The organism is Kitasatospora sp. NPDC051853, from assembly GCF_044452665.1.
Taxonomy (GTDB): Bacteria; Actinomycetota; Actinomycetes; order Streptomycetales; family Streptomycetaceae; genus Kitasatospora.
Map to the genome: position 1 here is coordinate 179,344 of NZ_JBITBY010000002.1, position 25,004 is coordinate 204,347.

The 25,004-nt window shown below is 73.8% G+C and carries 15 protein-coding genes; 3 read left to right on the forward strand and 12 right to left on the reverse strand.

The features are described 5' to 3' along the window. Positions 1–54 precede the first annotated feature (54 nt). A complete protein-coding gene (locus tag ACIA8O_RS05620; RefSeq protein WP_396292259.1) occupies positions 55–459 on the reverse strand; it encodes a hypothetical protein in 405 nt (134 codons plus the stop codon). A gap of 247 nt (positions 460–706) precedes the next feature. Here ACIA8O_RS05620 and ACIA8O_RS05625 point away from each other — a divergent pair, with 247 nt between their 5' ends. After that, positions 707–1,960, forward strand: a complete 1,254-nt coding sequence (locus tag ACIA8O_RS05625) for an SUKH-4 family immunity protein (protein ID WP_396292260.1) — start codon at positions 707–709, stop codon at positions 1,958–1,960. Positions 1,961–2,041: 81 nt separating this feature from the next. Here ACIA8O_RS05625 and ACIA8O_RS05630 read toward each other — a convergent pair whose 3' ends face one another. Together ACIA8O_RS05630 and ACIA8O_RS05635 are read right to left on the reverse strand one after the other, a co-directional pair. After that, the gene (locus ACIA8O_RS05630; RefSeq protein WP_396292261.1) at positions 2,042–2,797 is read right to left on the reverse strand and encodes an N-acetyltransferase; all 756 of its coding nucleotides are present in this window, start codon (positions 2,795–2,797) and stop codon (positions 2,042–2,044) included. Between the two features lie 74 nt (positions 2,798–2,871). After that, the gene (locus ACIA8O_RS05635; RefSeq protein WP_396292262.1) at positions 2,872–3,318 is read right to left on the reverse strand and encodes a DUF2000 family protein; all 447 of its coding nucleotides are present in this window, start codon (positions 3,316–3,318) and stop codon (positions 2,872–2,874) included. A 49-nt stretch (positions 3,319–3,367) separates the two neighbouring features. Here ACIA8O_RS05635 and ACIA8O_RS05640 point away from each other — a divergent pair, with 49 nt between their 5' ends. Together ACIA8O_RS05640 and ACIA8O_RS05645 are read left to right on the forward strand one after the other, a co-directional pair. Beyond that, positions 3,368–4,264 carry an AraC family transcriptional regulator gene (locus ACIA8O_RS05640; RefSeq protein ID WP_396292263.1) on the forward strand — a complete coding sequence of 299 codons (897 nt, stop codon included), beginning with the start codon at positions 3,368–3,370 and terminating at the stop codon, positions 4,262–4,264. Positions 4,265–4,309: 45 nt separating this feature from the next. Further along, positions 4,310–5,356 carry a mechanosensitive ion channel family protein gene (locus tag ACIA8O_RS05645; protein ID WP_396292264.1) on the forward strand — a complete coding sequence of 349 codons (1,047 nt, stop codon included), beginning with the start codon at positions 4,310–4,312 and terminating at the stop codon, positions 5,354–5,356. Positions 5,357–5,366: 10 nt separating this feature from the next. Here ACIA8O_RS05645 and ACIA8O_RS05650 read toward each other — a convergent pair whose 3' ends face one another. From ACIA8O_RS05650 to ACIA8O_RS05690, 9 genes are all read right to left on the reverse strand, one after another. Further along, positions 5,367–11,930: a glycosyltransferase gene (locus tag ACIA8O_RS05650; protein ID WP_396292265.1), complete on the reverse strand. Its 6,564-nt coding sequence runs from the start codon at positions 11,928–11,930 to the stop codon at positions 5,367–5,369. Between the two features lie 6 nt (positions 11,931–11,936). After that, on the reverse strand, positions 11,937–13,538 hold the full coding sequence (locus tag ACIA8O_RS05655) for a hypothetical protein (RefSeq protein ID WP_396292266.1): 1,602 nt from the start codon (positions 13,536–13,538) through the stop codon (positions 11,937–11,939). A gap of 154 nt (positions 13,539–13,692) precedes the next feature. After that, positions 13,693–15,576: a hypothetical protein gene (locus tag ACIA8O_RS05660; protein WP_396292267.1), complete on the reverse strand. Its 1,884-nt coding sequence runs from the start codon at positions 15,574–15,576 to the stop codon at positions 13,693–13,695. 54 nt (positions 15,577–15,630) lie between these two features. Next, complete coding sequence (locus ACIA8O_RS05665; protein WP_396292268.1) at positions 15,631–16,128, reverse strand: hypothetical protein; 498 nt, start codon at positions 16,126–16,128, stop codon at positions 15,631–15,633. 49 nt (positions 16,129–16,177) lie between these two features. Next, positions 16,178–18,391 carry a WD40 repeat domain-containing protein gene (locus tag ACIA8O_RS05670; RefSeq protein ID WP_396292269.1) on the reverse strand — a complete coding sequence of 738 codons (2,214 nt, stop codon included), beginning with the start codon at positions 18,389–18,391 and terminating at the stop codon, positions 16,178–16,180. Positions 18,392–18,885: 494 nt separating this feature from the next. Then, entirely contained in the window at positions 18,886–21,453 is a 2,568-nt protein-coding gene (locus tag ACIA8O_RS05675) for an ABC transporter permease (protein WP_396292270.1), read from the reverse strand. Between the two features lie 62 nt (positions 21,454–21,515). Continuing rightward, positions 21,516–22,283, reverse strand: a complete 768-nt coding sequence (locus ACIA8O_RS05680) for an ABC transporter ATP-binding protein (protein ID WP_396292271.1) — start codon at positions 22,281–22,283, stop codon at positions 21,516–21,518. Between the two features lie 166 nt (positions 22,284–22,449). Beyond that, positions 22,450–23,133: a response regulator gene (locus ACIA8O_RS05685; protein WP_396292272.1), complete on the reverse strand. Its 684-nt coding sequence runs from the start codon at positions 23,131–23,133 to the stop codon at positions 22,450–22,452. Next, complete coding sequence (locus ACIA8O_RS05690) at positions 23,130–24,806, reverse strand: sensor histidine kinase (RefSeq protein WP_396292273.1); 1,677 nt, start codon at positions 24,804–24,806, stop codon at positions 23,130–23,132. Before ACIA8O_RS05690 ends, ACIA8O_RS05685 begins: the two co-directional genes overlap by 4 nt. Between the last annotated feature and the right edge of the window lie 198 nt (positions 24,807–25,004).

Here is a 25,004-nt window from a genome sequence, read left to right on the forward strand (position 1 = left end):
CCCACTACCTGCCTGATGACCCGTCGGCCGAGCCGGCCCCGGCACCCCGCCCCGTCAGCGCTGGTACCCGCCGGGCTGGTGCCCGCCGGGCTGGAACCCCCCGTGCTCCCACTCCTCGGGCTCGTCCGGCCCGAACTCGGCCTCGTAGTCCTCGCGGAGCTTGACCGCCCGCGCATCCGAGGCCTCCCGTTCCGCGGGGCTGAGGTTCTCGGCGGCGGTGCGCATCTGGCCCAGCCGTTCCCCGATCGCGTTGAGGTAGCGGTCGGACTCGACCACCTCGCGCATGCCGACCCGGCCGGTCAGCACGTCCCGGGCCATCTGCTGGAGCTGCGGGCCGACGGAGTCGTTGTCGGCGAGGGTGCGCAGCGCGCGGTGCAACTCACGTGCCTGCGCGGGATTGTCGGCGACGTCGAGCAGTTCGTCGTCCGTGATCTCCGGAATGTCCCGGTCCGTGGCCATCGCCTGTCCCCCTGCCCCGTTTGCTTCTCCACCGCGGTCCGTCCGGGCCAACTTCCCCGGCCGCCCGCAGCATTGCCCATGAGATCATAAGGTTTACTTCGTGGCTGTACCCGTACCGTGCCCGTTCGGTCTCGACCTTGCAACGGGTAGCCTCGTCCCGGCTCGCGGCAGCGACCCTTAAGACCCCTAAGACCCCCAAGGCCCCGGCCGACGAAGCGGCACCGGTCCCCTCAGTCCAGGAGTTCTCGTGATCACCCAGGAGCTTGCCCTCAGCACCGCCGACGCCTGGCTGAACAGCGGCGCCGACACCGCCGGGCTGCCCCGGCGCGAGGTCCGGCACCGGGAGTTCGACCTCGGCTGGGTGGTCTGGGCGGCGCCCGCACCGCTGGAGCGGGACCCGGTCACCGGGCAGCGCCGTCCCCCGGCCGACCTCGGTGACGCCTGTGGCGTGGTCGACCGCGCCACCGGCCGGCTCTCGGTCTGGTCCTCCATCCCGGTGGACGAGGTCATCGAGGCGTACCGCGAGAGCAAGCGTCCGGCCACCGGCCCGGGCAACGCGCTCACCGCCGACTACACCGACCCGGCCACCAACCAGCCGGTGCGGATCGAGCTCACCGCCGCCCCGGGCCACCCGCCCGTGGAGCACCAGCTGCTGGCCGAGCTCCAGCGGCGCGGCGTCGCCCCCGAGGCGGTCACCGCCGTCCACACCGCGCTGTACCCGTCCACCCTGCCCGGCGGCTACCCGGCCGTCGTGCTGGAGCAGCTGCCGAACGCGGCCGTCAGCCACGACTTCCCGTACGGCATCACCGCCGACGAGCGCGCCCAGGGCGTCACCGCCCTCACCGAGCGCCTGCGCCCGACCCCGCGGCCGAACCGCACCCCCGCCCCGCTGCCCGGCTCGGTCGAGCCCGCCGAGGCGGTCCGCGACGTCGCGCTCGGCCGTCAACTCCCCACCGTCTTCGACCTGGTGACCCGGTACGACGCCGACGACCTGGCCGCCAGCGCGCTCCCGGAGGCCACCCGTTCCACCCTCACCTGGGCCGGGCTGCCCAACGAGCTGCCGCTGTTCTTCACCGCCGACCAGGCCGACCGGCCCGCTCCCGGCGGTCTCTTCGCCGACCTGCGCACCCACCTGACGGCCGCCGGCTCCCCGATCGCGCCCGCCACCCTGGACGTGCTGGCCGGCTGGACCCGGATCGGCACCGACGGCCTCTGCGTGATCGCCGTCCAGACGGCCGGCGACGAGGCCGGCTCGGTCTGGGCCGTCCACCCGCGCACCGGCAGCGGACGGTTCGTCAACAGCACCGTCGCCGCCTTCGACCGCAGCCTCGCCCTGCTCGCCACCGCCCGCCCGGCCCTGGCCGAGCTCGCCCCGGCCGAGGCCGGCGCCGCCCTGGCCGAGTTCCAGAACGGCCTGGCCGCCATCGACCAGGATGCCTTCCGCAAGGACACCACCTGGTGGTCGGTGGTCGTCGAGCAGATGTGGCACGGCCTGTTCTGACGGTCCCGCAGGGCCCACGGACGACGGCGCCGGCCGGGAACACTCCCGACCGGCGCCGCGCCGTATCCACCCCAGGGGCCGTCAGACCGGGTGCCGCACCCAGACGTTCGGCTCCACGTACACCGCGTGGTCCCGCTCCGCGTCGCAGCGCACCGGCACCAGCGCCCCCGGCACCAGCACCTCCCCCGTCGCGTCGAACGGCAGGCCGGTCCACTCCCGCCACTCCGCCAGCGAGCCGGCGATGGTCATCGAGACCGGCGCGACCCGCTCCACCGTCGCCCCGGCCCGGACGTGCACCCGCAGCCACGGGTCGTACGGCAGCCCGTCCTCCGCGCGCACCCGGAAGGCGTACTCCTCCATCGGCGTGCCGGGCTCGCGGTGCTTGGCGCTCGGCCGCACCGGGGCCACCACCTCGGCGTACCCGCGCGCCCGCGCCGCGTCCCGCATCGCGCCGAGCACCACGCCCGACAGGCCCTTGCCCTGCAGGTCGGTCCGCACCGCGATCTCGATCGCGCTGACGGTGTCGGGGCGTTCGCCCCGGCGGTGGCCGTTCACGGCCCAGAGCAGCACCTGGTCCCAGCCCCGGTCCGGCAGGCGGCCGTCCCGGCCCTCACCGTGCAGCCGGAACGGCACGCTGTGGCCGCGCGCCACCAGGGCGCCCTCGGCGTCGGTGGCCACCACCACGTGCTCGGGGAAGAGCTCGGCGATCGAACCCATCAGCGCGTTGGCCACCAGGTCGTGGTCCATGAACGGGGCCCAGGTGTCGGGCATCTCCCACAGTCGCTCGCGCAGTTCGGGCCGCTCGGCCAGGGTGGTCACGGTCAGGTCGTCGTTCATGGGCCGCACCCTAACCAGCCACCGCCGGCCACCGCACCGGGGTTTTCCCAGTTCACCGCCGGTCATCCGGCCGGTCAGGGGTGCATCCTGGCACCCTTCAGCACCTTGTCCACCGCGTTGCGCGGCCCGTACAGGGCGATCCCGACCAGGTCCAGCTCCGCCGTGGCGACCGCCCGCACCGCGGCCCGGTTGTCCCGGTCGTTGCCGGTGGCGAACAGGTCCGAGGTGAACACCGCGAGCGGCAACTCCCGCCCCAGCGCCCGCCCGTGTGCGACCGTCAGCACCTCCTTGGCCCCCTCGAAGACCAGCACCGGCTGACGGAACATCGGCAGGTAGCCGGTACCGTCCCCGTCCTCGTACGGCTCCCCGATCACCTCGGACACGGCCGTGCCCAGGCCGCTGACCAGGAAGGCCGTCACGTTCAGCCGCTGCCAGGGCTCCAGGTCCTCGCGCAGCAGGACGGCGATCTTGGTGTCGAACCGGACCTGCTCCACCGCACTGCTCAGCTCTTCGCTTCTCATGCACCGAGACTGCCCGGCCCCCGCCCACCCGGTCTTGTACGTTCTTGGCATGACGCCCGGCCAGGAGGTCTCCGCGTGGCGGCCACCGGTGCCCGGCCTGGTCGAGGTCCTGCACGCGCGCTTCACCGAGCACCGCTACCCGATGCACGTCCACGACAGCTGGACCCTGCTGATCGTGGACGACGGCGCCGTCCGGTACGAGCTCGACCGCCACCGCCGCGGCACCCCGCTCGGCACCGTCAGCCTGCTCCCGCCGCACGTCCCCCACAACGGCGCCCCGGCCACCGCCGAAGGCTTCCGCAAACGGGTCCTCTACCTCGACACCACCCAGCTGGACACCTCCCTCACCGGCCCGGCCGTGGACGGCCCCGACATCACCGACCCGCTCCTGCGCGACCGCATCGGCCGCCTCCACACCGCCCTGGCCCACCCCGGCGAGGAACTGGAGGCCGAGAGCCGCCTCGCCCTGGTCGCCGCACGCCTGCACACCCACCTCCGCCCGGACCCACCCGACCAGCCACCACCACCCCGGGGCCTCGCCCACGACCTGCGCGACCTGCTGGACGCCGACCTGCTCACCCCGCCCACCCTCGCGGAGGCCGGCGGGCTGCTGCACGCCCACCCCACCGCCCTCGTCCGGGCGTTCAGCTCCGCCTTCGGCATCCCCCCGCACCAGTACCTGACGGCCCGCCGGATCGACCGCGCCCGCCGCCTCCTGCTCGCCGGACAGCCCCCGGCCGAGGTCGCCACCGCCGTCGGCTTCCACGACCAGCCCCACCTCAACCGGCACTTCCGCCGCTTCCTCGGCACCACCCCGGGCCGCTTCGCCCGCCCACCGGGCTCCCCCTGCCCTCCCGGTCAGCCCGTCCGGGCCGACCTCACCCCCCCTTCCGGGCAGACCTCCTTCGCCCCAGCCAGTCCCGACGCGCACCCCTCCCGCAGCTGAGTCCGACCGCGCGTCACTTCCCGGGACATCACAAAACGTCACGGTATGGTGCAAATCGCCGACCTCTGGAGGTGCACCGTGCTCTGGCCGCTCTCCGCCCTGCTCGCCATCGTCCTGGTCACCCTGGCGCTCGGCTGGCTGGGCGACCAGATCCTCCAGCGGGTGGCCCGCCGGCACCCCGAGTCACCCGTCTGGGCACTGCTGCGCCGCTGCCGCATCCCGCTCCAACTCGTCGTCTGCACCAGCCTGTTGCTCGCGGCACGCCCGATCGAGCGAATCTTCGACCTCAAGGGCGACGACGCCCACCACACCGTCCTGCTCGCCCTGATGGCCTCGCTCGGCTGGCTCACCATCCGGGTGGTCGCCGCCGCCCTGGAGGCCTTCTTCCTCCGCTACCAGACCGTCACCGAGGAGCCCTACCGCGTCCAGCGGGTCCAGACCCAGCTCAGCCTCACCCGACGGGTCGTCAGCGCACTGATCGCCGTGGTCACCGTCGCCGTCATGCTGCTGACCTTCCAGGCCATGCGCACCATCGGCGCCAGCCTGCTCGCCTCCGCCGGCATCCTCGGCATCGTGGCCGGCATCGCCGCCCAGAGCGCGCTCGGCAACTTCTTCGCCGGCCTCCAGATCGCCTTCGGCGACACCGTCCGGATCGGCGACACGGTGGTGGTGGAGACCCAGCAGGGCACGGTGGAGGAGATCACCCTCTCCTACCTGGTGATCCGCCTCTGGGACTACCGCCGCCTGATCGTCCCGACCTCCTACTTCGTCAGCAAGCCCTTCGAGAACTGGACCCGCAAGGACCCGGGCCTGCTCGGCGCCGTCCTCCTCCACCTCGACCACACCACGCCGGTCCCCGAACTCCGCGCCGCCCTCCACGAGTTCCTCACCACGAACCCGCTCTGGGACAGCACCGAGTGGGCCCTCCAGGTCACCGACACCACCCCGAGCACCATCGTCGTCCGGGCCACCATGACCGCCCGCACCCCGGACGACGTCGCCGTCCTCCGCTTCGAGGTCCGCGAACACCTGGTCGCCCACCTCCGCGACCACCACCCCACCGCCCTCCCCCGCATCCGCACGGGCGAGTAGCCCCGGACGGTCACTCCCCCTGCTGATCGCTCTCGGGGGTGATCCACCTGATCTGACCGTAGAAATGGTCACGCACGTCCGTCGGAGTGTTTCCCTTCTCCTCCATCTCCCACTTGAGGATGGGGTGCTGGATGGCCACCGGTCCGGTGACCGCCGCAGGCTCCTGGAGGGCGGCCTGAAGAGCCATCAACCGTTGCTTCTCCAAGCGAAGCTCCAACACCTTGGAGTCCTCGGTCTTGCTCGACTGCCAGAGGCTGCTCCAGGTGCGCTTCGGCTCCTCCACCTTCACCTCCGGGAGGGGAATGTCCTCCGAGAGTTCCATGATCTTCTTGTCGAGCAACTTCTCGCAGGTTGCGATGGTCTCGTCCATGAAGCTGGAGTCCTGCTGAACAGCGATGAAGTGGTTTCCGGGCATGTCTCCCCTGTTGGCCATGTCCGCAGCTGCCTGACGGATCAGAGCGTCACGAACGAGGGGATCCGTCATTTCCGCCAGCACTTGGTTCACTACGGTTGATTTCGAAGCACCGTCCGCCTCCCCTGCCCTGATGCGCATCTCGGCAAGGCGATTCACGAGGGCCTCTTGGTCGCGGAGCCCCGGACCGAACACAGGGGCATCCTCCGAACTGGCCCGAGCGAACACATCCTTGAGTTTGAGTTCGCCCGGGTGGATGTCCACGTCCAGATAGACACCGCCCTGCTGGTGGAGGATGTTGTAACGGGCCAGATCCGAAGTCGCCGCATAACGCTTGTACATGGGCCCTGCCAGGTCCCTCGCGTCCTGGGCCGCCTTGGCCGCCTCACTCCTGGCTTTCTCTTCGAGCGCGACCATGGCCTCAAGGCGGGTCCGCTTGGCTTGAGTATCGTCATTGTCCGGGGCGTCTGCCGGGATCGTGCCCTGGATCTCCTGTACCTGCTGCCGCATCTCCTCGTGGAACGCCTCGGCCACGCGAGCCCGTTCCTTGGCCGCTCGCACGGCCTCGATCTCGGCGGGTGTGGGCGCCGCCGTGTCGAAAGCGGTCTTGATCCTCCCGTCCACGGTCACCTCGTCCAGGTACTTCACCTCGAAGGGAAGGCCCTCCATACCCGGGGTGCCCTGCGTGGTCCAGATGGTGAACTCCCACGGCTGTTCGCCTTCCAGGGGTTCACCGCCGGCGTCCTTCCAAGCCTGCAGATTCTCCTTCGCCGCCTGGGTCATGGGCCCACCCATCCAGATGGCGTGGACCTTTCGGGGGATCACCTTTCGAGCCTCGGCCTCCGGAATCTCATCCCTGAGTGCCTCGATCTCGGCATGCATCTCCGACGGTGTCTTCTTGATGAGCAGGTCGAGGACGGCGTGCTCGTTCGCCTCCCTCGCCCGCCGCGCGTACGCCTTCACCTGCTCAGGGTCGTTCAGGTTCTCGACGGTCAGACCGTCGAGGGGCGGCAGGTTCCAATGCTCTGACACGGCACCGAAGTCGCGCTGAACCCCGCCGAAGAGGCTGTGGTCCAGGGTTCCGCCCGGCACCGTCTCGCCGTCCTGGTCGGTGGTGGCCGCCCAGACGGGTGAGCCGGGGGCCATGTACGTGGGCAGCTTGCCCGGCTCGACCGCCGTCACCTCGTGCGTGCTCGGATCGACCCAGTGCAGGGTGCTCTCACCGTTCTCGTCACGACCGTGCACCAGGGCGAACGCGTGCCCGACGGGCTGACCCGTGAGCACCGTGGAGAAGGTCCCCGGTCCGGCGTCCTTGACCTGCTGCACCAGGGCGTCGATACCGGCCTGCCCGGTACCGAACCGCATCGGGTGGAGCCCGGCCGGCTGCTTCACCAAGTGCCAGGCGGACTCGGCCAGTCGGCTCGGGTCGCCCTGCGGCAGCGGACGGTCCGCGGGCCGCTGCGCCCCGGCGCCGTAGTGCGTGTCGCGCAGTGCGGCCGTGTTCTCCAGGCAGTTGTACAGGTCGTTGCCCGGCTCCGCCTTCCCGTGCGGGTTGACGTTCTCCAGCAGCTTCGGCGTGTAGGTCGGGAACCTCCCCTGCCGGTGCTCGGCGAGGGAGGCCTCCAGGGCGGCCTGCTGATCCGGCGTCGGCTTCGCCCGCATCCGGTCGGCGAGGACCGCGTCCGTCCGCTCGTGGGCAGGCGTCCGGGCCTTCTTGATCTTGCGCGGGCCGTCCTCCTGCTGCGGGGGCACGGCGCCCGACATCTCGTCGAGCGACCGCTTGAGGGGCCGCACCGGACCGAGCGTCAGGGGCGCGGCGGCGGTGGTGCCCTGCGCCGGCGGCGTGGCCGTGGGTGCCGGGGCCACGGGGGCCACCGGGGGCACCGTCGTGTCCGGGGCCGGCACGTGCTGCGCGTTCTGGTCGGCCGGCGGGCGTGCCGCGTCCAGGCGCGGTCCGGGCGAGACCGCGCCGAACTGGGGCGAGTCGGAGTCCTGGCCGGCCGGCTGATCGGCCGCGCCGGTCCGCGGCGGCAGCAGGAACACCTCGTACCCGTACGGGGCTTCGCCGTCCTCGATGTCCGCAGGGTCCGCCTCGATCGTCCCACTGTTCTCGATGATGTTCTGGAGGTCGTCGGGGCTCGCCAGCCGGACCACCCCGGACGTCTCGCTCTCGGTCACCGACAGCACCTGGGCACCGTTCTCCCAGCGCACCTGGACACCCATGTGGTGCGAGGGGGTCTGCAGGTGGACGAAGTAGCCCTGGTCGTTCTGGGGAAGCTGGTGGACCACCTGCGCGAAGCGCTGCGCGACCTGCTCCGCAGCGGCCTCGTCGGTCGCCGCCGGGTTGTCGAGATCCGCCTTCGAGTGCGACACCAGCGGGCTGGTGTCCATCCACGCAGGGGTCCCGCCGATGTCCTGCAAGGGCCTCGGCGCCGGGGCGTAGCCCTCCTCCTGACGCCCCATCATCTCGTAGGCGGCCGTGAGCGTCGCCGTCACGTCACTGACCTGGAGACCGCTGGGGGCCAGCAGGGCTTGCAGTTGCTCGAGGTCCGCCCTCCGGGCCGCGTCCATCGCGGCGAGGTCCCCGTGCTCCGCCATCAGGGCCTCCTGCTTGTCGGCGTAGGCTCCCTTGCCCTCCGCATGCAGCATCCCAGCGTCCCAGTTGGAGAGGGCGCCCCAGACCTCGGCGAGCTTGTCCGGGTGGTGCTTCTGCATCTCCACCCAGCCACCGCACAGACCGTTGCTGAAGGCCAGCCCGTAGAACGCGAGGGCATCCGGTTCGGGCTCCTGGCCCTCGTTCACGTCACCGTTCTCGAAGTCCTCCGCCGAGGCGTACTTCTTCCAGTACGCGTCCCCGTCCATGTCGGTGAACGGGTCGTAGCCGACACTGCCGTCGCCTTCGAAGTGGACCAGCAGCTTGGTGGCGTAGATCATCTTGGCCTGGATGACGTCCTGCCCGTTGACCGGCTTGCCTCGGTCGTCCGTATCCGGTTCATCCGTGTTCTCGTAGACGACGGCACCCGATCCCATCGGCCGGAGGACGGGCGGCGCCTGGTCCGGGAGCGCGCCGAACGTCGGCGTCGCCGTCCGGGGAGTCGAGGAGTCACCGTCCTGCGGCGGCATCGAGCGCGACTGCGTCTCCTGCGGGGCGGGCGACGATTCCGGCCCGGGCGCGGCGTTGCCGAACACCTCGTAGCCGTAAGGCTTCTGGTCCTTCGCGTCCTCCGCTTCGGCGTCCCCCTCGTCGTACAGCGCGATCATGCCGCTCTCCTCGAGGATCACCTTCAGATCCTGCGGGTCGTTCAGCCGCACGACGCCGAACCGCTGGCTCTCACAGACCGTCAGGACCTGGGCGCCGTCCTGCCATTCCACCCTGACGCCCATGTGGTGGACGGGGGTCTGCAGGTGGACGTAGTAGCCCGAGTCGTTCGGCGTCAGTCCGTGGACCGCATCGGCGAACTGCTGCGCGACCTTCTCCGCCGCATCGTCGTCCGCCGCCGTCTTGTCCGGGAGTTCGACCTTTCCGAGGGAGTCCGGTCGGTTCGCCCCGGTCAGTTCAGGGGTGTTGCCGATGTTCTGGAGCACCTCGGGCGCCGGGCCGTACGGCGTCTCGTCCGGGCCCAGGGTGTCGTTCTCCAAGGGGCCCATGAACTCGTAGGCGGCGGTGACCGCGGCCGTCGCGTCCTCGGGCTTGAGGTCCGCGGGTGCCAGCAGGTCGTTCAGGCGCTGGAGATCCGCCCGACGCGCGTCGTTGAGCTGGTCGTGGGTGGGGTAGTCCGTGTGCGCCTTCTGCTCCAGCGACCAGTAACTGCCGATCCCCTGGGCGTGCTGCGCGACGGGCTGCCAGTCCGACAGGGCCTTCCAAACCTGCGCGGCCTTCTCGGGGTCACGCTTCTGCAGTTCGACCCAACCACCGCAGAGGCCGTTCGTCATGACGGCCGTGTAGAACTTCTTGACCTCCGGGTCCACGTCCGGATCGGTGTGCCCCTCCACGAACGGGTTGTACGCGGCGGCGCCCTGGAAATGGACCAGCAGCTTGGTCGCGTAGACCATCTTCGCCTGGGTGACGTCCTGCCCGTTGACCGGGTTGCCCTGGATGTCCGTCACCACCTCGGCGTCGAACGCGAGCACCTCGGGCCTCGGCGCCCTGCTCCCGGACCGGTCGTCGCCCGGCGTCGGCGTGGTGTCCGCCTGGTCCGTCGTGGTCGGCCGGATCGTGCCGAAGACCGGAGGTGCGGACGGCGCGGCGCCCGGGCGGGTCGTCGTGGTCGTCGCAGGAGGCGTGGTCGCCCGGGGAACCTGGGTCGGAGGGACGTCGGTGCGCGGCGGCGCGGCGGCCGGCGGCACAGCACCGGTCTGCGGCGGGACGTTCGGTGCCGCGTCCGGGCCGGGCATCGCGACGGGCGGCGCGAAGTCCGACGTGCCCGTGGCACCCTGCTGGGCCGCCGCGGGCATGCGGGGTGCCGTGATGCCACCGGCGATCCGGGTGCCCTCGTGAGGAGCCGACGGGGCGTCGGCCGGCGGAGCGGACTGGTGCGGGACGCGGGCGTCCGGCTGCGACTGCGATTGCGGGGACGGCTCCGGTCCACGCGGCGAGGAGGTCGGCACCTCCTGGGCAGGGGTGTGGTCCCCGGTGTCGCCGCTGCGCGGCGCCTGATAGGCGGAGGGGTCGTAGGGGGTGAGGGTGCGCGGGGTCGACGTGTCCGGGACGGAACTGTCCGGGCCTCGGTAGGAGGTGGGCGTGACGTCGTCGTGGGTGATGGTGGAGAAGGTGCGCGGAGTGCTCCCCGCGTCCGACCTGCTCGGCGGGTCGAAGTCGGAGGAGACGTCCCCGCGGATGTGGTGGCCGTCGCTGCCGATCGGCGACAGGTTCTGCGGCGGCGCGTCCGCATCGGGAGTGGCACCCTCGGCGTACGGCTGCCGAATGTGGTGACCATCGCTGCCGATCGGCGACAGGTTCTGCGGCGAGGCGTCCGCATCGGGCTTCCCACCGCTGTCGGGCCTGTTCGAGGAACCGGAGGCACTGGGCTTGTCGGAACCGCCCGCGTCGGAGCTGTCCGGCCGGTTCGACGTCGTGGATCCGTTCGAACTCGACGAGCCGGTCGAGCTGCCACCCGTGGAGCTGTTGCCCGAAGTACCGCTGTTCGCAGGCCCGTTGTCTACCGTCGAACTTCCGTTTGAGCTCGTGTTGCCGGAGCCGCCCATGCTGGGGGTGTCGGCACCGGAGCCACCCGTCCCACCCCCGGTGAAGTCGGAGGCGTCCGGGATGTCCGAGGAGTTGAACTTGCCCTTGAGCGCGGAGGCACCGCGCATGATGGCCGGGCTGCCCGCGCCGCTCAGCGCGGAGCCACCGAGCTGACCCGCGTCGACCTCACCGGTGAGGGCGAACTGCGTGAACGCGTCCGCACCGACGTCCGTGATGGCGCCCTCGACCATCTGGGCCGGCAGCCGGTCCATGTTCTTGCCGATGAGCTTGTTGCCCGCCGCACCGAGCCCCTTGCCCAGCACACCACCCGCGGCGCCACCGATGGCACCACCGGCCGCGCTCATCCCCAGCTCCTTGCCGTCCAACTCCTTGCGGTTGCCCGCCGCGAGCTGGATCGACTGCGCCAGCAAGTTGATGGCGACCTCCTGGAAGGCCTCCTTCAACGCCAGGACGATGATCTCCTTGGCCAGCTTCTTCAGAATCTGCTGGACCGTCATCTTGCTGGCCTGGATCGCCACCGGGATCGCCGCCAACGACGCACCGGCCGTCACCGGTGCAGAGGCCTCGGCGGTGGCGATCTCGAAGGCCAGGATGCCCAGTTGGGCCACGATCGAGATCTTCGCCGTCTCGGTGGAGTTGGCCATCGCCTCCAGGCTGTCGGCCATCGCGTTGCAGGCCTTGACCATGCCGGGGAAGAAACCGGGCTTGGAGCCGTCCACCGGCAGGGTGAGCGTCTCCCACTTCTTCGCCAACTCGTCCATCGCAGCGCCCTGCTGACCGTCCAGCGCGCGCTTCATCGCCGAATCGGCGGCCCGCCCGCCCTCGTCCACGGTCTCGGCGGCGGACCGCCAACGACGGGCCATGTCCCGCATCAGGTCCTCGTCGCCCTCAGGCCAACGGGAACCGGCGAGCAGCATCAGGACCCACTGCAGGGGCTCGGGGAGTTCGACAGCCATGGTGGGTCAGTGCCTTCCGTTGTACTTGCCGGCGGCGATGTCGCGGTGCAGCAGGTCCTGCTGGCCGGTGCCGGGGAGGGGGAGCTCGGGCTTGCCCATGCCGGAGAGGTTGAACTGCTCGGTGTTCTCGTAGCCGTCGGCCATGCCCTTGAGGCGCTTCCCGATCGTTTCGAGGATCTGGGGGAGCGCCTCCAGGCCCTCCAGCACGTCCTTCTCGTTGGCGAGGTAACCGGGCTCGCCGTCCTCGCCGTTGGCGAAGGACTTCCCGTCGTCGTCGTTGCCCCAGGGGGAGTTGCCGCGCATGCCGCTGAGGTAGGCGTTCATGCTCGTGAAGAGTTCCTTGAGATCGTCCGCGACCCCGAGCACCGGGCCGGAGGCGGCCCGCAGTTGCTCCGGCACGATCAGGAACCCACCGGCCTTCGCCGAACCGACGGAGGGAGAGGGAGTACCCGTGCTGCGCGCCTGCATGGCAGGAGTGCCCTGACCACCCACCTTGAGGGCGGCCGTCATACCGTCCGGCGACTCCGCACGCTCGGCGGGAACCGTTCCGTCGAGCGGGACACCCGCGCTCTTCGGCACGGCCCGCGTGAACTCGGGCGAACCGGCCGGGACACCCGCACTGGCAGCCCCGCTCGCGGGCACCGCCTGCGTGAACTCGGGCGAACCAGCCGGGACACCCGCACTCGCAGCCCCGCTCGCGGGCACCGCCTGCGTGAACTCACCCGCCCTCGCCTGCACTCCCTCGGTGTACGCAGGCGAACCAGCCACCGGCACACCCGAACTCGCCCGAACCCCCTCCGTGAACCCCGGCGACGCAGCACCACCCGCCTGCACCGCCTCGGTGTACGCAGGCGAACCAGCCACCGGCACACCCGAACTCGCCCGAACCCCCTCCGTGTACTCGGCGTTCGCGACCGGTACGCCCGAACTCGCGGGCACGGCCTGGGTGTACGCCGGCGTACCCGCCACCGCCGCCTCGCCGCCCAGCGGCACGCCCGTGCCGGCCCGCACCGCCTCGGTGTACTCCGGCGACACCCCACCACGCGGAACGCCGGCACTCGCCGGAACCGCCTCCGTGTACGCGGCCGTCTGCGCAGGCATCGTCGTGCCGAACGGGTCCGTCCCGCTCATCGCCCGCATCACGCCGGGCTCGTAGGCCGCCTCGGCAGGGATCGCGGCCTCCACCGGCCGCCCGACACCGCCCCCGACCCGCGGCTCGTACTGGGCCGCCACCGTCTCGCCGTCGCCCCACAACGGCGCGGCCTGCGGCTGCATCCGGTGCTGCGCGGGGATCACGTCCTCGGAGGGCCCGTAGCTGGCCGGGATCACGTCCTCCGACGGCCCGAACCGCGCAGGCATCTCACCCTCCGACGGCCCGAACCGCGCAGGGATCACATCCTCCGACGGCCCGTAGCTCGCCGGGATCACGTCCTCCGACGGCCCGAACCGCGCAGGCATCTCATCCTCCGACGGCCCATAGCTCGCCGGGATCACATCCTCCGACGGCCCGTAGTACGCCGGGATCACGTCGTCCGTCGCCGGTCCGTACTGCGCGGGGACCGTCTCCTCGTCTCCCCCGCCCCAGAGCGGTGCGGCCTGCGGCTCCATGACGGCACGCCGCGGAGTGGTCTCCACGTAATCGGCCGGCCGGAAGGGCGACTGGTCAGTCATGACGGTCCCTCAGCGATGTCGACGGTACAGGGGAAGAGAAGGGCGGCGGAGGGCTCGGGGGTGCCCTCCGCCGCCCGGACGGGCGGAGCGGTCAGCTCCGCGGAGCGCCGTCGCCGGAGGAGGCGGCGATCCGGGTGAGCGCGGCCCGCAGGAACGGGCTCGGCACGTCGTACCCGCCCTCCTGCCGGATCGGCGTCGGCTCGGCGGCGGGAGCTGCCGGAGCGGCCGCCGGTGCGGAATCGAGCGTGGGGGCGGCCTCGTCGGTGCGCCCGCGCCGCTCCGCCACCGACCGCGCCCGGTCCAGGTACTCCTGCTCGGAGGAGGAAGAGGACGAGGAGGAAGAGGAAGAGGCAGCGGCCTCCGCCACCGGAGCGCTCCCCGCCGCCGAGGACTCCGCCGTCGTGACGGTGCCCTCCGCGGCCGGAGCGCCCGCCGCAACGGCTGACGGAGCGTCACCCGCCGCCGCGTCGCCGCCGCCCAGCAGCGCACCCGCCAGCTGCGTCATCAGGTCGGCCCCACCGGCCGCCGCCGGCTGCGCCGCCGCGGCCGCCGCAGCGGCCTCGGCACCCTCCGGCACCCCGCCGCCCCGCGCCTCGTCCAGCCACTGACGCCGCATCCGCTCGAAGTGCGGGTCTCCGCTCTCGTGGTCGACCTGCTCGCCGCCGACGATGCCGCGGTCGCGGCGACGCCGCTCCTTCTCCTCCTCGCCGCCGAAGCGGGTCGGCCGGACGAACTTGCCGCCGCCCTTGCCCGCACCGGCGCCACCGGCACCGGCACCGCCGCCGTGGCCGGCACCCGCCGCGCCGGGCATCCCGGCCGCACCGCGCCCGGCGGCTCCCGCGCCGGCTCCGGCCAGGCCGCCGCCGCGCCCGTAGGCACCGGCACCGCCCGCTCCGCCCATCCGAGAACCGGCGCCACCGGCCCCGGCCAGGCCGCCGCCGCGCCCGTAGGCACCGGCGCCACCGGCGCCGCCGCCGACCCCGCCGAAGCCGAGCCCACCGCCACCGCCGACGCCGCCACCGCCGCCCCCGCCGGAGCCGGAGGAGGAGTAGGGGCTCAGCGTGGAGCCGAAGCTGCCCTTGTAGTCGGGGTGGCCGGCCAGGTTGAGGCCGGGCGGCTGGACGGCGGGCTTGAACTTGCCGCCGCCGTTCGGGCCGCCGTCCAGGTACGGGTTCTTGACCTTCGGCGGCTCGTACGGCTTGACCTTCGGCGGCTGGTAGGGCTTGGTCTTCGAACCGCCCCCGCCCGCACCGCCGCCGGCCCCGCCGGAGCCCGAACCGCCCTCGCCGCCGCCGGCGCCACCACCGGCACCGCCCCCGGCGCCGGCGCCCGCTCCGCCGCCGGGCGGGTTGGCCGAGTTGATGCCGGTGCCCGGCGGCGGGGTGCCGGGCGGGGGGCCGGCCTTGCTCTTGTTGAGGTTGCAGATCTCGGTCGCCGCCTGGGTGGCGGCGCCGTGGTCGGCACCCTTGCGCAGCATCTGGTCGACGCTGCCCGTCACGCTCTTGACGTAGGTGTGGTACGCCTCGACGGCCGACTTCACGCCCTCGGACTTGGCGATGTCGTCCTTCTTGCCGGCCGGGTTCTGCTCGATGTACTTCTTCGCGTACTGGAGCTGGTTGATCATCTCGGTCTTGGTGTCCCCGATCGCCTGGGAGGCACCGGTGAGGTGAAGCTCCATCAGCTTCCCGGCCATCAGGATCGTCCCGGCGTGCGAGCCGTCGCCGACCCCGTACTTCTGGAGGTAGCGCTCGAAGCTGTCCGCCGCCTCGCCGGACATGCTCTCGCAGGCCCGCTGGGCGTGCGCCAGGATCGTCCTGATCCGCACGTCGGCGACGTCGTTGAACTTCTTCCAGGCAGCGGCCAGATCGGCGATCCGGGTCTCGTTGCCGTCGGGGAAGAGGACGTCCTTGCCCTCCTCGTTGCTCTGGAGGGTCTTGAGCACGTCCTCGAGATCGGCAGGCAGCTCGATCGGCACGGCGGGTCACTCACTTCTCAAGGAGGGAACGGGACGGACGGGAGGGCGGAGGCCTCAGAGGAGGTTGCGGCCACCCGGCTGCGGCCGCGGCGCCGGCTCCGGCCGGTCCCCCGCGTGGTTGTAGTCGAGCTTCGGCGGGGCCTGCGGCGAGACGTAGCCGCCGCCGGGGGCGCTGCTCGGGGGCAGCGGCAGCGGGATGTCGTTGCCCTGTTCGATCTTCTTCATGTCGTCGGCGCTGTCCGAGTCCGTGCCCCGGTGGCTCGCCGCCATGGTCTTGAGGTTGGCGGCCACCTGGGCGGTGTTCTCCAGGAAGGCCTTCATCCCGGCCAGGGTCTTCTCCTGCTGCTCCGACAGGCCGATCACCGCCGCGGTCTTGCCGCCCAGCGACGTGCCCACCAGGTCCTTGCCGTAGATCTCCTTGTTCACCGTCCCCACGTAGGTGTTCAGGACGATGAACGCCTCGTGGAGGTCGTCGTGCATCCGCTGGATCATCGTCGCGGAGGACTCGACCTCGGCCAGGTCGATGCTGAAGGAACCGGAACTGCCGGACATGTACCCCTACCCCTATGACAGTTGGGAAGCCTGAAAGGACGAACGGTGCTCAGAGCGTGACCGGGCCACCGGGGCCGACCACGTGCAGCCCGGCCTCGCCGAAGGCGATGGCCAGCGGGGTGCGGTCCAGCGGCGCCTCGTTGACCAGGGACCCGCTGGCCAGGTGCCAGAGCCGGAGCACCGAGCCCTCGTCCCCCGCCGCGACCAGCACCTCCCCGTCGAGTACCTGACAGACCAGAGAGCGCACTTCGGCGCTGCCGCCCGGGAGTTCGGCCAGCGTGTGACCGCCGAGCACGTCCCAGCCGCGCACCGCGCCGTCGGTGCAGCCCGCCAGCAGGACGGCCCGGCCGTCCAGCGTGCCGATCGCCAGCACCGCGGCCGGGGCGGCGAGTCCGTCCAGCACCGGACCGGCCTGGCCGGCGTCCACGTCCCAGAGGCGGACGGTGCGGTCCTGGCCGGCGCTGGCCAGCACCCGGCGGCCGCCGACCTCGCCCACCGCGAGGGCCGTGACGCCGCCCTGGTGGGCCGTCAGCTGCCGGACCGGGACGCCGTCGAGGGCCTGGCGCACCCGGACGGTGCCGTCCGCGCCGCCGGAGAGCAGCACCGCGTCCGCGCCGGGGACCGGGGCGGCGAAGGCCAGCGCGGTGACCGGGCCGGTGTGCGGGGTCGGCACCGAGAGCGGGGCGCCGTCCTTGAGCCGGTGGCAGCGGACCGCGCCCGCGACCGTGCCGCAGACCAGCACCGGGCCGTCCGGGTCGGCCAGCAGCGCGACGGAGGCCACCGGGCCGCCGTCCGGCTCCAGCACGTACAGCTCGGTGCGGGTGCCCGCGTCCCAGAGCCGGACCCGGCCGTCGCCGTAGCCGGCGGCCAGCACCGGGCGGCCGTGCAGCTCGCCCACCGCCAGCGCGTTGACCGGCACCGGGCCGGTGGCGGCGGCCCCCTCCGGCTCGCAACTGCCCACCGGCTTACCGCCCTTGAGCTCCCAGAACCGGATCCGGCCGTGCTCGTCACCGCTGGCCAGCTGCACCGTGCCGGCCACCGGGACGGTGGTCAGCGCGGTCAGCCAGCTGCCGCCGGCCGGGCGGCCGGCGAGCGCCTCGGCGGCGTGCACGTCCCAGCTGCGCAGGGTGTTGTCCAGTGCGGCGGAGAACAGCACCGGGCGGCCGTCGAGCTCGGCGAAGGCCAGGCCCGTGACGGTCGCGGAGTGGCCGGAGAACTCGGCCACCGGCCTGCCGGTGGCCAGGTCCCAGAGCCGGATCTCGTGGTCCCGGCCGCCGGTGGCGAGCAGCGCCTGCTCGCCCAGCGGCAGCAGGGCCAGCGCGGTGACCGGGGCCGAGTGGCCGACCAGCAGCTGGAGTTGGGCCCCACGGGCGGCGTCCCAGACCCGGACGGTGCCGTCCGGGGCGGCGGCCGCGACCAGGTCGAGGCCGGCCACCCGGGCGTGCAGCAGCGCCGTGACGCCCTCGCCGCCGACGGCCAGCAGGCCGAGCCCGCGGCCGTCCTCGGCCTGCCAGGCGCGCAGCTCGCCCCGGCTGCCGCCGGAGAAGACCAGCGGCACCCCGCCGATCAGACCGGCGGCCACCAGCTGGGAGCCCTCACCGCCCGAAGTCCCGTGCGCCAGCGCGCCGGTGTCGGCGTCCCAGACCTGGACGGCGCCGTCGGCCGCGCCCAGCGCGAACAGCTCCCGGCCGGCCACCTCGGCGAGCGCGACGGCGGTCGGCAGCAGCCCGTCCTCACCCTCCGAGCCGCCCAGCGAGGCGCCGCCGGGCAGCCGCCCGAGGTCGAAGCCGGCCGCGCCGTCGGCCAGCGCGTAGGCGGGGGCACCGCCGACGGTGCCGATCGCGGCGGCCGGGCGGAGCGTGCCGTCCACCGCCCCGGCCGTCTCCGACCGGACCACGGCGAACGGGAGCTGTCCGTACTCCAGCGGCTGCAGCAGCTGGACGGCGAGCGCCTCCAGCAGCCGGCCGACCGGCGGTACGGGGGTGTCGGTGCCGTCGGCCCAGCTGCTCTCCCCCACGGTGAGCTGCCGGGCCGCCGGCTCCTCGGCCAGGCCCACATCCTGGCCCCTCCCCGGTGTCCCCGGGGTGGTCCTCAGCGCGGCGCGCAGCCGCTGGTGCACCGCGTGGTCAACGGCGCCGCCACGGGTCTCGGTCCGGTCGGCGGTCAGCCGGCGGACGGTCAGCCCGCCCTCCTGATCGATCGCCAACTCGATCCGCCCGGAGGGCAGGTGGCGCGATCCGGCGGTGAAAAGCACGTCGCTCACGGTTCTCCCAAGGAACGTCAGCAGAGCTCGCCCGGCACCGCGGTCGCGTGCGCGGCGAGGGTCCGGGAGCTGCGGAAGATTTGCGGCCGGGAAATCAGCTGGCGCATCGAAACCCCCAAACCTGTCCCTGCGCAGTGGCCGTCATCGAAACACCACCGGCACACACCGCTCAAGCTGGGAAGGCCCGTTGGGGCACTTCACCGCAAACTCTGCCCGGTCGGTCACGGAGCATCGCACGAGAAGGGCAACCCTCCGGTGACCGGGCGGGGACCGCAAAGGGCAGCCCCCGCCCGGATGGCACACAAAGCCGCTGGTAGTGCCGGTGGAACCTAGAGCCTGTCTGACCATTCCCGCCGGGGTCGGCCCGCCCGGCACGCACGCTCGCCGCACGGCCGAAACGCCCAAGTAGCTCCGCTACGAGGGCGCCCCGGCCGCACGCCGATCGCACGCACCGAACGACCCGCCCTGATCCGACGCGAATGGTCAGACAGGCTCTAATGCGCACCGATCGCCCGGAGCAGGTCGAGGCGGGCGGCGCGGCGGGCGGGCCAGAGGGCGGCCAGGACGCCGATCACGGGGCCGAGGAGGAGCAGCAGGCCGAGGCGGGCCCAGGGGAGCACCAGGGCGTACTGCGGGAGCGCGGTCATGGCGAGACTGCTGCAGGCCCAGGCCAGGAAGATCCCGGTGGCCAGGCCGAGCACGGTGCCGAAGAGGGCGATCACCACCGACTCCAGCCGCACCGTCCGCCGCACGCCCCGGGCGTCCAGCCCGACCGCGCGCAGCAGGCCGATCTCCCTGGTCCGCTCGAAGACCGACAGGGCCAGGGTGTTGACCACGCCGAAGACCGCGATCACCACCGTCATCGCGAGCAGCCCGGCCACCATGCCGAGCATGGCGTCCACCTGTCCGGCCTGGGCCCTGGTCAGCTGCTCCCGGCTCTCCACCCGCAGCAGCGGGCTGCCGCCGAGCGCCGCCCGGACGTCCCGGTCCAGCGCCTCGCCGGCCCGGCCGGGCTCGGCCCGCAGCAGGACGGTGTCCGGCTTGCCGCCGAAGGACTGCGGCAGGGTCTCGTCCAGGGTGGCGAGGGCGCCGCCGAAGGCGCGGGTCTGCCGGTAGACGCCGGCCACGGTGAACTCCCTGGCGGGGGCGGTGCCGAACTTGCCCTCGAAGACGCCACCGGTGGTCAGCCCGGTCCTCGCGGCCAGCGCGTCGGAGACCGCGATCCGGCCGGGTCCGATCCCGGCCGCCGAGCCACTGGCGAACTCCAGGTCGGAGACGGCGGCCAGGCCCTTCGGGTCCACGCCGGTGAGGGTGACGTACTCGCCGCGCGCCCGGAAGGCGGCCTCGGCGAGCGGCACCGCGGCGGTGACGCCGGGCACGGCGGCGAGCCGCTCGGCGGCGGACGGGTCCAGGCCGCCCGGGCCGGCCAGGGAGACCTTGCGGTCGGCGGTGAGCCCGGCCACCGCCGCCTCCCGCAGGGCGGCGTCCATCGAACTGCCGGTCACGCTCAGCCCGGTGATCAGGGCGAGCCCGATCATCAGCGCGGAGGCGGTGGCGGCGGTGCGGCGCGGGTTGCGCAGCGCGTTCTCCCGGGCGATCACGCCGGTGACGCCGAACAGCCGGGCGGTGGCCGCCCCGGCCAGCAGGATCAGCGGCCGGGCGAGCAGCGGCGCGAGCACGACGGTGCCGGTGAGCAGGAGCAGGGCGCCGAGGCCGGCCGCGAGCAGGTTGCCGTCGCTCCCGGCGCGCTGCGCGGCGACGTACAGCAGGACGAGCACGCCGGAGCCGGTGAGCAGCCCGCCGATGGCATGACGGAGCATCAGACTGCGTGCGGGCGGCGGGAGTTCGGCACTGGTCAGGGCCTCGACCGGCGCGGTGCGGGCGGCCCGGCGGGCCGGCAGCCAGGCGGCGAACAGGGTGACGCCGACCCCGACGGCCAGCGAGCGCAGCACCGCGTCCGCGGTCACCACCAGCGGCCCGTCCGGCAGCTCGGTCCCTCCGGCGTCCAGCAGCGGGCGCAGCGCGGCGGCGATGCCGAGGCCGAGCCCGGCCCCCGCGAGGGAGGCGAGCAGGCCGAGCAGCCCGGCCTCGGCCAGCACGCCGCGGACCACCTGGCCGCGCGAGGCGCCGACGGCGCGCAGCAGCGCGGTCTCCCGGCGGCGCTGGGCGACCAGCACGGTGAAGGTGTTGGCGATCACGAAGGAGCCGACGAACAGGGCGATCCCGGCGAAGGCCAGCAGCAGCCGGGTGAGCCCCTTGCTGCTCTCCTCGATCTGCTCGGCCTGCTCCCGGGCCAGTTGGGTCCCGCCGGTGACGGTGAGGCCCTCGGCGGGCAGCAGGGCGCGGATCCGGTCGGCCAGGGCCCGGTCGTCGGTGCCGGGGGCGGCGGCGACCGCCAGCTCGTCGAACTGGCCGGGCCGGAGCAGCAGGTGCTGGGCGGTGGCGGTGTCCAGCAGCACCAGGGTGGCGCCGGCGGTGACCCGCGGGTCCTCGGTGTCCACGGTGCCGACCAGCGTCTTGGTGAGGGTCGGCCCGTCGGCGGCGAAGCGGACGGCGTCGCCGAGCCGGTACCCGCCGCGCTCGGCGGTGCGGCGGTCCAGGGCGAGTTCGGCGGCGGAGGCGGGGGCCCGGCCCTCCCGCAGCGGGTGGCGGCCGTCCCGGTCACCGCCCGGGGTGTCGGGCGAGAAGTTGACCGCCAGGTTCTGCCGGGTCTGCTCGGCGTTCAGCGGGCGGCCGTCCTTGTCCGCCACGGTGGCGGTGCCCTCGACCACGGCACGGACGGAGGTGACGCCGGGCACCGTCCGTACCCGGTCGGCGAGTTCGGAGGTGAGCGCGGTGCGACGGCCACCGGCCGGCCCGTCGTCCGCGGCGGCGGAGGCGGCCCGGACGGCGACGGCGACGCCCCTCAGGTCCTTGGTGGCGGCGCCGCGCAGGGCACCGGCGACGGTGTCGCCGAAGACCAGCGTGCCGGAGACGAAGGCCACCCCGAGGGTGACGGCGAGGGCGGTGACGACCAGTCGGGCGCGGTGCGCGAGCAGGCCGCGCAGGGCGGTGCGGAGCATGGTGGCGGGTCTCGTTCCTGAGGTCCGGGGGTCCGGGGATCCGGGGAGTGGTGGCGCAGGGGTCAGCTGGTCCGGGAGGCGGTGTCGAACCGCCGCATCCGCTCCAGCACGGCCTCGGCGGTGGGAGCGTGCAGCTCGTCGGTGATCCGGCCGTCGGCCAGGAAGACCACCCGGTCGGCGTGCGCGGCGGCCGCCGGGTCGTGGGTGACCATCACCACCGTCTGCCCCAACTCCCGGACGGCGCCCCGCAGCAGGCCCAGCACCTCGGCCCCGGAGCGGGAGTCCAGGTTCCCGGTCGGCTCGTCGGCGAAGACGATCTCCGGGCGGGAGACCAGCGCCCGGGCCACCGCGACCCGCTGCTGCTGGCCGCCGGAGAGCTGGGCCGGGCGGTGGCCGAGGCGGCCGGAGAGGCCGACGCTCTCCACCACCTGCTCCAGCCACCTGCGGTCGGGGCGGCCGCCGCCGATGGCCATCGGCAGGGTGATGTTCTCCAGCGCGGTCAGGGTGGGCAGCAGGTTGAAGGCCTGGAAGACGAAGCCGGTCTTCTCCCGGCGCAGCCGGGTGAGCTGACGGTCGTTCAGCCCGGAGAGCTCGGTGTCGCCGATCCGCACCGACCCGGCCGTGCCCCGGTCGAGACCGGCCAGGCAGTGCAGCAGGGTCGACTTGCCGGAACCGGACGGCCCCATGATCGCGGTGAACCGGGCCCGGGCGAACTCCACCGAGACGGAGTCCAGGGCCACGACCCTGGTGCCGCCCTCGCCGTAGACCTTGCTCAGCCCGTCGGCCCGGGCGGCAGCGGTGCGGGAGGGGGCGGGGGCGTGCGTCGTCATGTCAGCTCCGGGGAGGGGTGGGGTGGTCGGCTCCCATCCTCCGAGCGCCGCACCGCCGTACCGTCGCCCTCAGGTCCCGACCTGCGCCTCTGCCCGAGGTCGGGCCCCGGGCACCGCCTGCTCCCCGGGGCGTACGGCCGTCTCCCTCCTCCGGCAGAGACGGTCCCTAGGAGCTGAGCCCCGAGCGGTGGGCGAGCACCGCCGCCTGGAGCCGGCTCTCGGTGCCCGTCTTCACCAGCACGGCGCTGACGTGGGTCTTCACCGTCCCCACCCCGATGCCCAGGTGACGGCCGATCTCCGCGTTGGCCAGGCCCTCCCCCAGCAGCGCCAGCACGTCGCGCTCGCGTTCGGTGAGGGCGGCGAGGCGCTCCTCGAAGACCGTCGGCGCGGCGGGCCTCGGCCCGGCGGAGCCGTCCAGCATCCGCTCGATCACGGTCCGGGTGACCCCCGGCGAGAGCACCGCGTCCCCGGCAGCCGCCGACCGCACCGCGCTGACCAGCTCCTGCGGGCCCTCGTCCTTGAGCAGGAAGCCGGTGGCACCGGAGCGCAGGGCCCGGGTGACGTTCCGTTCGTCGCCGAAGGTGGTGAGCATGACCACCTGCGGCCGGGGCTTCAGCGCCAGCAGCCGGCCGATCGCGGCCAGCCCGTCCAGCACCGGCATCCGGACGTCGACCAGCGCCACGTCGGGGTGGGTCTCGGCGGCGAGGCGCACCGCCTCCTCGCCGTCCGCGGCCTCGGCGACCACCTCGATGCCCGGGGCGTGACGCAGGATCAGCCGGACGCCGTGCCGGACCAGCACCTCGTCGTCGGCCAGCAGCACCCGGATCGGCCGGTCGGCGGGCAGGGTCACGGGGTCTCCCAGGGTGGTGTGCGGGCCGCGAGCGGCACGGTGAAGGCGTCGACGGCGATCAGCACGTCGTCGCGCAGGCAGTAGCGGGTGATCCGGAGCCGGCCGGGACCGTCCGTCGGCCCGGTCGGCGGGCCCGGCCGGTCGGGGCCGTAGAGGCACTCGGTCGCCCCCGCCGGGTGGGCGGGCTCCCGGCCGGCCGCCGCCGCCCGGGACGCCGGGTCGTCCGCGTAGATCGCCCGGAGCAGCGCCGCGCGGTGCATCCCGGGCACGGGCTCCTCCCGCGCCGGGGCCGGTTCGGGGGCCTGGAAGGCCTGCGAGGCCAGCACCAGGCCGCCCAGCATGGTGACGCCCACCCCCAGCAGCCCGACCAGCCCGCCGGCCACCCGCACGGCCCGCCGCCCGGCGGCGCCGCTGCCGCTGCCGCCGACGGCTCCTGACGGTTCCTCAACCGTCCGGGCGACGGCCGGTCCGGGCCCGGCGGGTCCGGGCTCGGCCGGCATCGAGGCGGTCACGGCGTAGCCGCCGTCCGCCTCCGGTCCGGCCGCCAGGGTGCCGCCGAGCAGGGCGAGGCGCTCGCGCAGCCCGATCTGGCCGCGCCCGGTGCCCAGCCCGGTCCGGGCCCGCGGCGGCACCGGCGGCTCGCCGTTGCGCACCCGCACCTCCACCCGGTCCTCGGTGTGGACGACGGCCACGGTGACCTCGGCCCCGGGGGCGTACCGGTGCACGTTGGTCAGCGACTCGCGCACCACCCGGTGCACGGCGTGCCGGACCCGGGCCGGGCACCCGTCCAGGTCGGGCCCCTCCCAGGCGACCGCCACCCGGACGCCCGCCGCGCGCGACTCCCCCACCAGCTCCGCCACGTCGGCCCGGGTGCCGGTGGCGGCGGTCGCGGCGGCCGGGCCGCCCTCCGGCTCCAAGGGGCCGAGCACGCCGAGCAGTTCGCGCAGCTCGCGCATCGCCTCGCCGACCGAGCGGCGGACCAGGGCCGCCTCGTCCCGCAGGTCGGGCGACTGCTCCCCCATCGCCATCTCCAGGCCGCCCGCGTGCAGCGAGACCACGCTCAGCCGATGGCCGATCAGGTCGTGCATCTCGGCCGCGATCCGGGACCGCTCCTGCGTCCGGGCCTCGCTGTCCGCGAGCCGCCGGGCCGCCTCCGCCGCCTCGGCCCGCTCCCGCAGCGCCCGCAGCAGCCGCTCCTCCTGCCCGCCGGTGCCGCCCAGCAGTCCGGGCAGCACCAGCGTGGTGGCGGCCAGCACCGCGCCGTAGCCGAGGCCGAACCCGTGCCCGCCGTAGTGCAGCGGCGGCGCCGCCACCGCGGCCACCGCCACCGTCAGCCCTCCCGCGGCGAGCAGCACCCCGATCCGGCGCCGCGGCTCGGTCAGCCGCCGGGCGGTGGAGTACGCGACCACGGCGGCCGGCAGCCCGGCCGGCGGGTAGAGCCCGAGCACGGCGGCCGCGCCCAGCAGGGCCGCCACCGGGAAGCGCCGACGGAGCGTCAGCGGCACCAGCGCGGCCACCGCCAACGCCGACTGCACCCGGGCGGACGGCCCGGGGCCGGTCAGGATCAGCTGGGTGACCAGTACCAGCACCGCCCCGCCGGCCAGCTCGGCGCAGGCGCGCGCGAGGGCCCGGCCCGGTCGGCCGTGGTCCTGGGTGGTGGGGGTGGAAGCCATCGGCCCATTCTCCGGTGCGGGGCGGGGCCGCCCGGTCCTCCCCGGGGACGACCGGGGCTCTGTCGAAGGGCGGAGACGCCGGGGGGGGCCGGGGGGGGGGCCCCCCCGGCCCCCCCCCCCCCCCCCCGGGCGCCCCCCCCCGGGCCCCCCCCGGGGGGGGGGGCCCCCCCCCGGGAGACACGGGCCCCCGCGCCCAAC